The 12,748-nt window shown below is 64.7% G+C and carries 8 protein-coding genes and 3 pseudogenes; 5 read left to right on the forward strand and 6 right to left on the reverse strand.

The genetic code is table 11. The features are described 5' to 3' along the window. Positions 1 to 125 precede the first annotated feature (125 nt). The 5 genes and pseudogenes from ASG92_RS27345 to ASG92_RS12305 form a co-directional block, all read left to right on the forward strand. Positions 126 to 803, forward strand: a pseudogene (locus ASG92_RS27345) (NADP-dependent oxidoreductase); the annotation flags it as partial. A 72-nt stretch (positions 804 to 875) separates the two neighbouring features. Continuing rightward, a pseudogene (locus ASG92_RS27350) lies at positions 876 to 1,217 on the forward strand (zinc-binding dehydrogenase); the annotation flags it as partial. A gap of 48 nt (positions 1,218 to 1,265) precedes the next feature. Beyond that, entirely contained in the window at positions 1,266 to 2,132 is an 867-nt protein-coding gene (locus ASG92_RS12295) for an alpha/beta hydrolase (RefSeq protein WP_056628566.1), read from the forward strand. Then, positions 2,129 to 2,968 (forward strand): strictosidine synthase, encoded by an 840-nt coding sequence (locus ASG92_RS12300; RefSeq protein WP_240987120.1) that lies wholly within the window; start codon positions 2,129 to 2,131, stop codon positions 2,966 to 2,968. The genes ASG92_RS12295 and ASG92_RS12300 overlap by 4 nt, the downstream gene beginning before the upstream one ends. Before the next feature lie 83 nt (positions 2,969 to 3,051). Next, positions 3,052 to 3,654 (forward strand): TetR/AcrR family transcriptional regulator, encoded by a 603-nt coding sequence (locus ASG92_RS12305; RefSeq protein WP_056628572.1) that lies wholly within the window; start codon positions 3,052 to 3,054, stop codon positions 3,652 to 3,654. Positions 3,655 to 4,050: 396 nt separating this feature from the next. Here the strand turns inward: ASG92_RS12305 and ASG92_RS12310 are convergent. The 6 genes and pseudogenes from ASG92_RS12310 to ASG92_RS12330 form a co-directional block, all read right to left on the reverse strand. Further along, positions 4,051 to 4,993: pseudogene (locus tag ASG92_RS12310) on the reverse strand (3-hydroxyisobutyryl-CoA hydrolase); the annotation flags it as partial. Then, positions 4,971 to 5,186: a hypothetical protein gene (locus ASG92_RS29800; protein ID WP_240987121.1), complete on the reverse strand. Its 216-nt coding sequence runs from the start codon at positions 5,184 to 5,186 to the stop codon at positions 4,971 to 4,973. The pseudogene ASG92_RS12310 and the gene ASG92_RS29800, both read right to left, overlap by 23 nt. A 6-nt stretch (positions 5,187 to 5,192) precedes the next feature. Then, positions 5,193 to 6,101, reverse strand: coding sequence for a TIGR02391 family protein (locus ASG92_RS12315; protein WP_056628577.1), 909 nt, complete (start codon positions 6,099 to 6,101; stop codon positions 5,193 to 5,195). Between the two features lie 282 nt (positions 6,102 to 6,383). Then, the gene (acnA, locus tag ASG92_RS12320; RefSeq protein ID WP_056628580.1) at positions 6,384 to 9,194 is read right to left on the reverse strand and encodes an aconitate hydratase AcnA; all 2,811 of its coding nucleotides are present in this window, start codon (positions 9,192 to 9,194) and stop codon (positions 6,384 to 6,386) included. Positions 9,195 to 9,348: 154 nt separating this feature from the next. Next, the gene (locus ASG92_RS12325) at positions 9,349 to 10,719 is read right to left on the reverse strand and encodes a TRAM domain-containing protein (RefSeq protein ID WP_056628584.1); all 1,371 of its coding nucleotides are present in this window, start codon (positions 10,717 to 10,719) and stop codon (positions 9,349 to 9,351) included. After that, positions 10,716 to 12,692 (reverse strand): APC family permease, encoded by a 1,977-nt coding sequence (locus ASG92_RS12330; RefSeq protein ID WP_200951957.1) that lies wholly within the window; start codon positions 12,690 to 12,692, stop codon positions 10,716 to 10,718. The genes ASG92_RS12325 and ASG92_RS12330 overlap by 4 nt, the downstream gene beginning before the upstream one ends. Positions 12,693 to 12,748 lie beyond the last annotated feature (56 nt).

A 12,748-nucleotide genomic window follows, 5' to 3' on the forward strand; every position in this document is an offset into this window, starting at 1 on the left:
CTGGAATTCCCAGCACCAGTGCAGGCACACAGCGAGTGCGAGCGTCGAGACACCGTCGTTGCGGGCCTGCGCAGCAAATGCGGCGCCGTCGTCGAGATCGAACACATCGCGCACTTCTACACGCGGACGTGCTCGTGCAGGTTCAGGCAGCGGGCCTGAACCAGTTGGACGAGAAGATCCGCCTGGGTGAGTTCAAGCAGATCCTCCCCTACAAGCTCCAGCTGATCCTCGGTAACGACGTCGCCGGCACCGTCCTGAAGGTAGGGGAAAAGGTGCGCGGGTTCAAGCCCGGTGAYGAGGTCTACGCCCGCCCCAACCAAGACCGCATCGGCACGTTCGCTGAACGCATCGCCATTGCCGAGGAAGACCTTGCGCTTAAGCCCGCATCGGCCAGCATGGAGGAGGCCGGCTCGCTGCCGCTGGTGGCGCTTACCGCATGGCAGGCCCTCATCGAGCGGGGCAACCTGCGCCCCGGGCAGAAGGTTCTCATTCACGCCGGCGCCGGCGGGGTCGGCTCGATCGCCATCCAGCTCGCCAAGCACCTCGGCGCGACCGTTGCAACCACAACCAGCAGCTCCAACGCCGACTTCGTGCGGGACCTCGGGGCGGACATCGTGATCGACTACCGCACGCAGGACTTTGAGCAGCTCCTGAGCGRATACGACCTGGYGCTGGACAGCCTCGGCGGGCAGAACCTCGAGAAGTCACTGCGCATCCTCAAGCCCGGTGGGAAAGCGATTGGGATCTCCGGCCCGCCCGATCCGGCCTTCGCGCGCAAAGCCGGCCTGAGTCCCGTGCTGCGCGGCCGAACCTGTCCGACAGGGCGCCGAACGTGACCACCATGACGGCGGCGAAACCTGCGGCGATAAGGAGCNTCACTGCGCATCCTCAAGCCCGGTGGGAAAGCGATTGGGATCTCCGGCCCGCCCGATCCGGCCTTCGCGCGCAAAGCCGGCCTGAGTCCCGTGCTGCGMCTGGCGATCACCGCCCTCAGCAGCAAGATCCGGCGGCAGGCGARGAAGCTCGGCGTCAGCTACGAGTTCCTCTTCATGCGTTCCAGCGGCGACCAGTTGCGCCAGATCAGCGCCCTCGTCGACGACGGCGTGCTGCGCCCAATCGTAGGGAAGGTCTTCACCTTCGACCAGACCCCAGAGGCGCTGCAGTCCCTGGCCGCAGGCGGCATCCGCGGCAAAGCAGTACTAGCCCTTACCCACTGACCCGCCACCAGGCATTCATCCCGCAGACCATCCAGGAGAACAACCGTCATGGACTACACCGACGCCCCGAAGGGACTCGTCGTCACCTCATACACGAAAGCACCTTCCAGCGCCATCACCACCGGAGGTGTCACCTATGCCTACCGCGAGCTGGGGCCCAAGGGCGGCATCCCCGTCGTGTTCTTCGTGCACCTGGCCGCCACCATGGATAACTGGGACCCCCGCATCATCGACCCCATCGCGAAGAACCGCCACGTCATCACCTTCGACCAGCCCGGTGTCGGCGCTTCCACCGGACAGGTCCCCGACAGTATCGAGGCAATGGCCGACGACGCCTACACCTTCATCAAGGCCCTCGGGTTCGACAAGATCGATGTATTCGCCTTCTCACTGGGCGGCATGATCGCCCAGGACCTTGCCCTCAAGCATCCCACCCTTGTCCGCAAGCTCGTCTTGACCGGAACCGGCCCGCGGGGAGGCAAAGACATCGACAAGGTCGTCGGCACCACCTACCGGGACATCCTCCGCGCAACCCTGACACGGTCAGACCCCAAGGAATTCCTGTTCTTCAACCGCAACAACACCGGCAAACCCGCCGCGAAAGCGTTCATCAAGCGCCTTCAGGAGCGCACCGACGACCGTGACAAGCCGATCAGCACCCGTGCATTCCAGACGCAGCTGAAGGCAATCCAGAAGTTCGGCCGCTCCGCCCCATCGGACCTGTCCTCGCTCAAGCACCCCACACTCATCGCCAACGGCGACAACGACCGCATGGTGCCATCGGCCCTCTCCGAGGACCTGCACCGGCGCATCAAGGGGTCCGAACTGATCATCTACCCCGACTCCGGTCACGGTGGTATCTTCCAGTACCACGCCAAGTTCGCTCCCAGCGCCGTCGATTTCCTCGCCCGATGACCATCCCCGCCCGCGACCAGAAGGCACGCATGGCCATCTCACCGTCAACCACGCAACCGCCCTTCAAAAAACACTTCACGTCCTCGATCCTGCTTTGGGTGCGCCCAGGCCAGTCCCGCCAAACCGGCATGGACTACTGGAACGGCCCGCACTCCGGCATTATCGCGGCCACTCCAGGCCTGGCGGAATACCGGCAGATCCACCTCGCCGAACACAACCCCGGCTTGTGGCCCGCCACCGCCGGGGTGGAGACCGCCATCCCGGCTGACCGGCAGATCGACGGCATCGCGGAAGTCACCTTCCAATCCGCGCTCTCCCCGCTAAGGGGGCGCAAGCAGACCGCACTCGCACATAAGGACGAGGTCAACGTGTTCCGCCGCACGCTTCTCTACGCCGCTCCGCCGAACTCTTCCCGCTGGTACGACGTCGCCACCCCGGCAAAGACAGTCGGCTCGCGCGCCATCATTTACCTCCGCCGCCGCCGTGGTGTCCGCCCGTCCGACTTCCGGAAGTTCCTGAAGAAAGAACTCATTCCTGCCCTGGCCGGCACTGGGATACTCAAGGAACTACGCACCCAGTCGTTCATGCCATGGATCAAGAAGATGTGGGACACTCCCAACGTCGCCCACGACAACCCCAGTGATCAGCGCTTCCATGCATCCATCATCCTGGGATTCGCCAACAATGCCGCCCGTGCCACCTTCTTTGACAGCACCGCGGTCCAGGATCTGTCCCACCAGCTGAAGCCATTGGCCTCCGCGATCCACGCCTACGAGGTCGAAGCTGCCCTGACCTATGTCAAGCACAGCCAGATACTCCCCCACTACGAAGTGTAGCGGCACCGCGTGAGAGACCCGGTTCCCCCGGGTTCGTTATACTCATTATTGAGCCCAGTCAGTTTAATTCCGGAGGAACCCTCATGCCCGTCGGGTCCCAGCCGCTCGGACGGCGCGAGCGGAACAAACAGCAGAAGCTGGACAGAATCACTGCGGCGGCCAGCGAGCTGTTCGCGGAGTACGGGGTCGAGGAGGTCACAACCCAGCAGATTGCGGATAAGGCGGACATCGGCGCAGGGACCCTGTTCCTCTACGCAAAGACCAAAGGAGAGCTCCTCCTCCTGGTACAGAACGCCCACTACGCCGAAGCGCTCGAGCGGGGCCGGGCGGATGCTGAGGCCATCCCGGATGCCCTTGATGCGGTGATGGCCATCGTGCGGCCGATCGTAGAGTGCAACCGTGTCCAGGTCGATAACGGGCGCACCTACCTGCGGGAGATGGTCTTCGGCGACCCGACGGAGCCACACCACAGCGCAGCTCTCTCCATCGTCGCGCAGACCGAGGAAGCCATCGCCGCGGTCCTGGGTCGGGAGGAGCTGGCCGGTGCCCGTGATGCCGCAACGACGGCACGCATTGTCTCGGCGATCATGTTTGTCAGCATGGCAGCAAGCGTGAACGCTGTCTTGGGTACCGAGGCGATCGTGCAGGACATCAGGACCCAGATCAGCCTGCTGATGCCCCGCTGACGCCTCCGGCAAGAACTTCCGGGACGGGCCTGGAGCTCAACCCGACAGGAGGGTTGTGTTATCCGCAAGAGTGGAAGTGCGTTTCGCATGTCGGCTAGGACAGCTTCGGCTAGGCGGTAGGATTCCAGTGCCGCCGGGGCCCGCAATGCTAGCGGCATAAGGCAACGATTAGAGGCCAGAACCGTGGTTACGTGGAGGTCCTCGACTCGTTTATGAGCAAACTCAGTCCATCCTGGTCCCGGATAAAGGAGATACCTGATAGTCCAGGTATCTCCTTTATCCGTTATGCCACTAGATCCAGTTCCTCTGCACCGAGCTCCCGATCGGCCGTTCCTGCGGCTTGATGACCGCGCAGTTATCCAACCTGTCTGTAGCCAGCCTTGGCGAGGTCGACCGTCAGAAACCGCCCAAATCGCCCAGCCGGAGGAAAGGCGATCTGCTCCTATTGACCCGCAGAAACTCGGCCGGTGCAGAAGCATCCTGTCCTGCATGCTCAGACATGGTCGCTCTTCCTTCCGACAGAATCAGTTCCCTCTCCCCCAACGGGGCAAAGTGCTGCTCGGCGTCGCGGGTGTGCACTTGCGACAGGGTGGACGGCTGCCACTGCGGATTGCGGTCCTTGTCAATGACCTGCGCGCGGATGCCTTCGCGGAAGTCCGGTCCTACCAGGCAGCGAAGGGCCACCCGGTACTCCTGCGCGAGGGCTTCGTCAAGGCTCAGTTCGCGTGCCCTGCGCAGTGACGCGAGGGTCACTTTCACCGAGGTGGGCGACTTCGATTCGATGGTGTCAGCGGCCTTGGCAGCTTCACCACCGGCCGCGCGTAGCCTCCGGAGGATCTCCTCAGCGTCGTCGGCCGCATAGCAGGCGTCGACCGACGGCGGCTGCCGGGGTTTCGTTTTCCAGCGCTGCGGCGAGGTCGGCGAGTTTGGCGGACGGAACAAAGTGGTCCGCCAGGCCCAGGAACAGGGCGTCGGCAGCGTCGAGGTGGGCTCCGGTCAGTGCGGCGTGGGTGCCGGTCTCCCCCGGTGCGCGTGCGAGCAGGAGTGTGCCCCCGACGTCTGGGACGAAGCCGATGGTGGTTTCCGGCAGGCCGGTCCTGGTTCGTTCGGTGACGATGCGGACGGAGCCGTGGGCGGAGATGCCCACGCCGCCGCCCAGTACAAGGCCGTCCATCAGTGCGATGTAGGGCTTGGGGTAGCGGGCGATGAACGAATTCAGGCGATACTCCGCTTCCCAGAAGGGGACTGTTTCCCCGCCGCCTGCGAGGATGTCGCGGTAAATGGCCACAATATCGCCGCCGGCACACAAGCCCCGCTCACCGGCACCCTTCACTAGAACGGCGGTAGTCGCCCGGGCCCACGACTTCGATGAGGCCGGCGTCGGCCAGTTCGGCCGCGGCCTCAATATCGTCGCGTGAGTTCCAGGACGTGTTGACATGCAGTTCGTTGAAGTCGCCGGACTTCATGTAATGCTGCTTCACCTTCTTCAGCAGTTCCCGCGCGGACGGGGAGAGTTCGTCTTTTGCGGCCATTGCGATCTAGCTGTCTCCCCTGGTCAAAACCTGGTTGGGTTCGTCTGCAAGTGCTGGCGACACCTCCCCGGGCCCAGTAGCCGTCGCGCCATCGACGGACACAACCACACACCGGTCAACGAACTTGGCGAGGACGCTCAGTGTCGCGAGCTGTTCGAGTCCGTCTTGCTCGGTGAAGTCCTCTGCGAGATGCGTAGCAGGGTTCCGGATCACCATGTTGACCCCAGGGGCGAAGCTCAGCAGACCAGCCTGCATAGTCTTGACATCTTGGTCCTCTGTCCCGCCGGGCCAGCGCAGCCGGGGCTTGCCCTCCTGCGGGTCGGCAAGGGCGAAGGCCTGCTGCCACAGGGACGTATCGCTCGCGTTGTTCCGGCCGGTGAGCTGCTTCATCTGGCCGCTGACTGCTTCCGCGGAAGCAGCAACCGCATGCCGGAGGTGCCCGTCGTTCCAGAGTCGCTGAGCCGCGGCCCACACCAGTGGGTGCAGGAGCGAGGGCTCGATAGTCGGCGACGAAAGCGCCTCCGCCTTTGCCTTGAGACCCTCCAACCGGCCGGCGGCCTGAAGACAGCAACCTTGGACGACTGCGGCGTCAAGCAGTGGCTTCGGCTCAATCATGCGCTGCCAGTTCACGAACGGGTCGAGCACCCCGGCACCCTGAACCGCGAGTCGGACCGCAGTGACACCGCTAAGGTCCATCAGGGTGCCTGCGAGACGGTTCAGTTCATTGGTGAGAACTCGAATGCGCTCCTTATCTGCACCTTCCTTTGGAAGGACGGCAGGAGCGATTCCCACAGCCAGACCCCCGAACCCGGAGTTCTCCACATGGAGCGTCATGAATTCCTCGAATGCCCTCATGAACTCATCAAGGTGCCTTGCTAGGAACTCCAAATACTCACTGTTCGTCCGGACATCCATATTTCCCCCCTGGTTCAGTCTCGGCGTTCGCAGCCAAAGTGGTCCATCACAGCTGATCGATGGCCCATCATGATTTTGCTCGACGGCCTCCATGCAGGCGAGCAGACCCGCCGATGCTCACCGCGTGGCAACGTACTCCGGCCACACACGACGGAGACGGACCGACAAAGCACAAGTGCCCCGCCAGACCGAAGCCTGACGGGGCACTTGTGCGAGACTCTACTGTGACCGCCGATGGCAGCGAGTCATCGACCAGATCCTCTGGTATCCGAGCCGATCAGCTCAGGAACCGCTAATTTGCCGGAGCACGTACTGCAGGATGCCGCCGTTGCGGTAGTAGTCGGCTTCGCCCGGGGTGTCGATGCGGAGCACGGCATCGAACGACTTGGCGGTGCCGTCCCCGGCGGTGGCCGTGACCTTGAGGGTCTTCGGCGTGGTGCCTTCATTCAGGGCGGTGACGCCCTCAACAGCGAAGGTTTCCGTGCCCGTCAGGCCCAGTGTTGCAGCGGACTCGCCAGCCGGGAACTGCAGCGGAAGGACACCCATGCCGATCAGGTTCGAGCGGTGGATGCGCTCGTAGCTTTCGGCGATGACAGCCTTGACGCCCAGCAGCGCGGTGCCCTTGGCTGCCCAGTCGCGGGACGAGCCGGAACCGTATTCCTTGCCTGCCAGGACCACCAGCGGAGTGCCGGCTGCCTGGTAGTTCTGGGCGGCGTCGTAGACATAAGCCTGCGGGCCGTCCGCCTGGGTGAAGTCGCGGGTGAAGCCGCCCTCCACGCCGTCAAGCAGCTGGTTCTTGATGCGGATGTTGGCGAACGTGCCGCGGATCATGACCTCGTGGTTGCCACGGCGTGAGCCGTAGGAGTTGAAGTCCTTGCGCTCCACGCCGTTGGCCAGCAGGTACTGGCCGGCCGGGGTGTCCGACTTGAACGAGCCGGCCGGGGAGATGTGGTCGGTGGTGACCGAATCGCCGAGCTTGAGCAGCACGCGGGCGCCGGAGATGTCAGTGACGGGCTCCGGCTGTGCCTTCATGCCCTCGAAGTACGGGGGCTTCCGGACGTACGTGGACTTCTCGTCCCAGGCGAAAGTGTCGCCGGCCGGGGTGTCGAGGGCCTTCCAGCGGTCGTCTCCGTCGAAGACGCCCTCGTAGCCGCGGGCGAACATTTCCTTGTCGATGGAGGAATCGATGACCTGCTGGACCTCGACCGGGTTCGGCCAGATGTCCTTCAGGTAGACCTCGTTACCGGCCTCGTCCTGTCCGAGGGAGTCGGTGTCGAAGTCGAAGTCCATGGTTCCGGCCAGGGCGTAGGCGATGACCAGCGGCGGGGAAGCCAGGTAGTTCATCTTCACGTCCGGGTTGATGCGGCCTTCGAAGTTGCGGTTACCGGACAGCACCGCGGTGACGGACAGGTCGTTGGCCTGGATGGCCTCGGAGATTTCGGCGTCGAGCGGGCCGGAGTTGCCGATGCAGGTGGCGCAGCCGTAGCCCACGATGTAGAAGCCGAGCTTCTCCAGGTACGGGGTGAGGCCGGACTTCTCGTAGTAGTCGGTGACCACCTTGGAGCCGGGAGCCACGGAGGTCTTGACCCACGGCTTTGACGTCAGGCCCTTGTCCACGGCGTTGCGCGCCAGCAGTGCTGCGGCGAGCATCACGGAAGGGTTGGACGTGTTGGTGCAGGACGTGATCGAGGCGATGGACACCGCTCCGTGGTCCAGCTCGAACTCGCGGCCGTCCTCGGTCTTGATGTGCACCGGGATGGACGGACGGCCGTCTGCGCCGTTGGCGGCAGACTCAACGCGGGCCGTTTCCGTGGTGTGGGAATCAGCGTGCGTGAAGGAGGGCGGGTCGGAGGCCGGGAAGGACTCTTCCAGGGACTCGTCCACGCTGCCGTCTTCGATGGTCACGTAGTTGTGGATGTCCTTGCGGAACTGCTCCTTGGCGTCCGTGAGCTCGATGCGGTCCTGGGGACGCTTCGGGCCGGAGATGGAGGGAACCACCGTGGACAGGTCCAGCTCGAGGTACTCGGAGAACTTGATCTCGCGGGAAGGATCGTGCCAGAGGCCCTGTTCCTTCGCGTAGGACTCAACCAGGGCGACGTTCTCGTCCGAGCGGCCGGTGAGGCGCAGGTAGTCGAGCGTGACGTCGTCGATCGGGAACATGGCCGCCGTGGAGCCGAACTCCGGGCTCATGTTGCCGATGGTGGCGCGGTTGGCCAGCGGCACTGCCGCCACACCTTCGCCGTAGAACTCCACGAACTTGCCCACCACACCGTGCTTGCGCAGCTGTTCCGTGATGGTCAGCACGACGTCCGTGGCGGTGGCGCCGGCCGGGATGGAGCCGGTCAGCTTGAAACCGACGACGCGCGGGATGAGCATCGACACGGGCTGGCCCAGCATGGCCGCCTCGGCTTCGATGCCGCCGACGCCCCAGCCGAGCACACCGAGGCCGTTGACCATGGTGGTGTGCGAGTCGGTGCCGACGCAGGTGTCGGGGTAGGCCCGGACAACGCCGTCAATTTCGCGGGTCATGACAGTGCGGGCCAGGTACTCGATGTTGACCTGGTGCACGATGCCGGTTCCCGGCGGGACAACTTTGAAGTCGTCAAACGCGGTCTGGCCCCAGCGCAGGAACTGGTAGCGCTCACCATTGCGCTGGTATTCGATCTCCATGTTGCGCTCCAGTGCGCCGGAGTTACCGAATGCGTCGATCTGCACCGAGTGGTCAATTACCATCTCGGCAGGTGCCAGCGGGTTCACCCTCTTCGGATCGCCGCCGAGCTCCTTGACCGCTTCACGCATGGTGGCCAGGTCCACTACGCAGGGCACGCCAGTGAAGTCCTGCATGATCACGCGCGCCGGCGTGAACTGGATTTCAGTGTCGGGCTCGGCGTTGGGATCCCAGCCGGCCAGTGCTCGGACGTGATCGGCCGTGATGTTCGCGCCGTCCTCGGTCCTCAACAGGTTTTCAAGCAACACCTTGAGGCTGAACGGAAGGTTTTCTGCACCTTCAACGGAGTTCAACCGGAAAATTTCGTATTCGGTACCGGCTACATTAAGTTTGCCTTTTGAACCGAAGCTGTCCACAATGCTCATCGCAGGACTCCTCTCGCAACAGTTTCATCTTTGTCGCGCGGTAGACCGCTTGCTAGTTAGGTCATCCTAATTAGTACAAGGTCATACAAAAGAGCATGGGGTCAGCCGAGAATACGGCGCGCGACGTGGGACTACTAGGCCCATCCTAGTCACATCAGCCGCGGGGAGTCAGCAGTGCCACCGTCTCCAGATGGTGCGTGTGCGGGTACAGGTCGAACGCCCGAAGCGCCGAGAGGGACCAGCCGCCCTGCTGGAAGTACCCGACGTCACGGGCAAACGATGCAGGGTCGCAGGACACGTAGGCAATGGCTCGGGGGTTTGCGGCGATCAGCTGGTTGACTACTGCCTTGCCTGCACCGGCACGCGGCGGATCGAGCAGGAGGGCGTCAAAGCTGCGGGGCCGCTGGCGCAGCACGCGCTCCACGCGGCCCTGCACGATTTCGACCTGCGGTGCACCGTGCAGGTTTTTCCGCGCGTCCCGGCTCGTCCCGGGCGCGCCTTCCACCGACAGCACCGAACCCGTCTCGCCGACGGCGTCGGCGAGCGGTGCCGTGAACAGCCCGGCCCCGGCGTAGAGATCGGCGACCGCCGCGCCCGGCTCCAGGAACCCGCCGTCGTGCAGGAATCCGGTCACTGCGCCCACAAGGGTTCCCGGAGCGTCGCGGTGGATCTGCCAGAAGCCGGCACCCGTGACCCTGTAGTCGTGGCCGGCGGCGGTCTCCTGCACCCAGGTGCGGCCGCGCAGCTGGAGGGTCTCGTCCTTGAGGGGATCGTAGCTGGCCACGGAAACATCCGCGGGAAGCTGGGCGAGGATGGTGCTCAGCCGTTTGGCGCGGGTCCCGGGCGCGGGCGCGAGGAGCACCAGCGGCCGCGACCCGTTGGCCGGCGCCGCCACCTCCACGCGTTCGATGCCCTGCAGGTCAATCTCCCACAGTCGCAGCGCGTTGACGCCGTCAACCGCGAGTGGCATCTCCCGCACCGGAATAACCTGGTCCGAACGGTGGGCGTGCATGCCCAGCTTGCCGCCGGCGGTCACCGCAAAACTGGCCCGCGTGCGCCACGCGAGGCCGTTACCGCCGTCGTTGATTGCCGCGTCTGCGGCGCTGGCGGCGCCCACTGCTTCGACGTCGGTGGAAAGTTCGACGCCGGCCAGCCGCTTGAGCTGTTCGGCCAGCACTTCGCCCTTCAGGCCGCGCTGGCGGGACAGGGACACGTGGCCCAGTTCGGCTCCGCCGACAGGCGGGTGCCCGTGTTCCCAGGAACTGAGGGAGTCGGCCACACGCCAGAAGTGCGGGACACGGTCCGGCGACGGTTCCAGGACGTCCACCACATCGGCGCGCCAGAATTTGGCTGACTCCCCCGCGTCGGTGAGCCGGATCCGGGCGCGCTCCCCCGGTATGCCGTGACGGACGAACACCACGCGGCCTTCGTGGCGTGCCACGCAGTGCCCGCCGTGGGCCACGGGGCCGATGTCCACGACCACTTCGGCGCCGGTGAAAGGGGTCTGGGTGTCCGGCACGGTCATTGGATGTCCTGCAGTTTCTTTGCTTCTTCCGATGATTTGAGCTGCCACGGAACGCTGGCGACCATGACCCCGGGTTCAAAGTGGAGCCTGGTCTTGATCCGCAGCGCCGTCTGGTTGTGGACCAGCTGCTCCCACCACTTGCCCACCACGTATTCCGGGATGTACACCACGATGAGGTCGCGGGGAGAGTCCCGGCGCATGCTCTTGATGTAGTCCATGATCGGGGTGATGGTCTCGCGGTAGGGGCTGGCGAGCACTGTCAGGGGGACGGGGATCTCAAGCTTGTCCCAGTCAGCCAGCGTGTGCGCTGTCTCCTCGGCGTTGATGTCCACGGTGATCGCGTCCAGCCGGGAGGGGCGTGAGGCGCGGGCATAGGCGAGGGCCCGGAGGACGGGCTTCCGGACGTGGGAAACGAGCAGCACGGCGTGGACGCGCGTGGGGAGGGCGCGGGGCGAGGAGTCCTCGTCCACGGCCAGTTCCTTGGCCACATTGTCGTAGTGGGCGCGGATGCTCCACATGATGAGGAACAGCACGAACATCGCCAGCAGGGCGATCCAGGCGCCCTGCTCGAACTTGGTGATGAGCACGATCACCAGCACGAGCCCGGTCATGCCGAAGCCGATCGTGTTGATGGTGCGGGACTTGAACATCCGGCGGCGCACCGCCTTGTCCTTGGCCAGCTTCAGCTCCCGGCCCCAGTGCCGGATCATGCCGAGCTGGCTCATTGTGAACGAAATGAAGACGCCCACAATGTAGAGCTGGATGAGCTTGGTGACGTCGGCGTTGAAGGCGATGATCAGCACCAGCGCCCCGGCCGCCAGCGCAAGGACGCCGTTGCTGAACGCCAGCCGGTCGCCGCGGGTGCGCAGCTGGCGCGGCAGGTAGCCGTCCTGGGCCAGGATCGAGCCGAGGACCGGGAAGCCGTTGAAGGCCGTGTTTGACGCAAAAACGAGGATCACGCCGGTGGCGGCGACCACGATGTAGAACGGGATGGATCCCGGTCCGAAGATGGTCTGGGCGATCTGGCTGATTGCGGGACTCTGGATGTAACCCTCGGGCAGCGGCCGGCCGTTCAGGAGGAACTCCTTGGCCGGGTCCAGCACGATGTGCACCTTCGTGGCGTTGGCCAGGTAGATGATGCCCGCCAGCATGGCCGAGGCAATGACTCCGAGCATGAGCAGCGTGGTGGCCGCGTTCTTGCTCTTCGGTTTCTGGAAGTTGGGGACGCCGTTGCTGATGGCTTCCACACCGGTCAGAGCGGCGGCACCGGAGGAAAATGCGCGCAGCAGCAGGAAGGCTCCGGCCAGGCCGACGAGGCCCTCGTCGAAGCCCTCGGCCGGAACAATGGTGAACGCGGCCGACGGCGCCTCGCCCAGCTGGCCGGTTGCCGCCTGGAAGACGCCGATGGCGGTCATACCCAGGATCGATGCCATGAAGATGTAGGTGGGCACGGCAAACACGCTGCCCGCCTCCTTGATGCCGCGCAGGTTGACGAGGGCCAGGATGACCACGCCGATGGTGGCGATCGTGGCCTGCTCGCCGTGGAGCGACGGAACGGCGGTGGTGAGGTACGCGGCCGCTGACGACATCGACACGGCCACGGTGAGCACGTAGTCCACGAGCAGCGCGGACGCCACGGTCAGCCCGGCGTACTTCCCCAGGTTCACGTTCGCGATCTCGTAGTCGCCGCCGCCGGAGGGGTAGGCGTGGACGTTCTGCCGGTAGGAGGCAACGACCGTCAGCAGGACCACCATGACGGCCAGGCCCACGAGCGGGGAGAACGCCACTGCACTGACTCCTGCCAGGGCCAGCGTGAGCAGGATCTCATCGGGAGCATAGGCCACCGACGACAAAGCGTCCGAGGCGAAGATGGGCAGCGCGATCCGCTTCGGCAGGAGCGTGTGGGCCAGCCGGTCGTTCCGGAAGGGCCGCCCCACCAGCACCCGCTTCACGGCATTCAGAATTGTCAGCACCACACAAAGTTAGTCTGATTCGGACGCGATGTCATGGCAGGATTCCGGCGGTAGAG

This window comes from Arthrobacter sp. Soil736 (assembly GCF_001428005.1).
Classification (GTDB): Bacteria; Actinomycetota; Actinomycetes; order Actinomycetales; family Micrococcaceae; genus Arthrobacter.

Coding starts and splice junctions, on each gene's coding strand:
- ASG92_RS12295 (WP_056628566.1), top strand. CDS start 1,266: ATGGACTACACCGACGCCCCGAAGGGACTCGTCGTCACCTCATACACG.
- ASG92_RS12300 (WP_240987120.1), top strand. CDS start 2,129: ATGACCATCCCCGCCCGCGACCAGAAGGCACGCATGGCCATCTCACCG.
- ASG92_RS12305 (WP_056628572.1), top strand. CDS start 3,052: ATGCCCGTCGGGTCCCAGCCGCTCGGACGGCGCGAGCGGAACAAACAG.
- ASG92_RS29800 (WP_240987121.1), bottom strand. CDS start 5,186: ATGGCCGCAAAAGACGAACTCTCCCCGTCCGCGCGGGAACTGCTGAAG.
- ASG92_RS12315 (WP_056628577.1), bottom strand. CDS start 6,101: ATGGATGTCCGGACGAACAGTGAGTATTTGGAGTTCCTAGCAAGGCAC.
- acnA (WP_056628580.1), bottom strand. CDS start 9,194: ATGAGCATTGTGGACAGCTTCGGTTCAAAAGGCAAACTTAATGTAGCC.
- ASG92_RS12325 (WP_056628584.1), bottom strand. CDS start 10,719: ATGACCGTGCCGGACACCCAGACCCCTTTCACCGGCGCCGAAGTGGTC.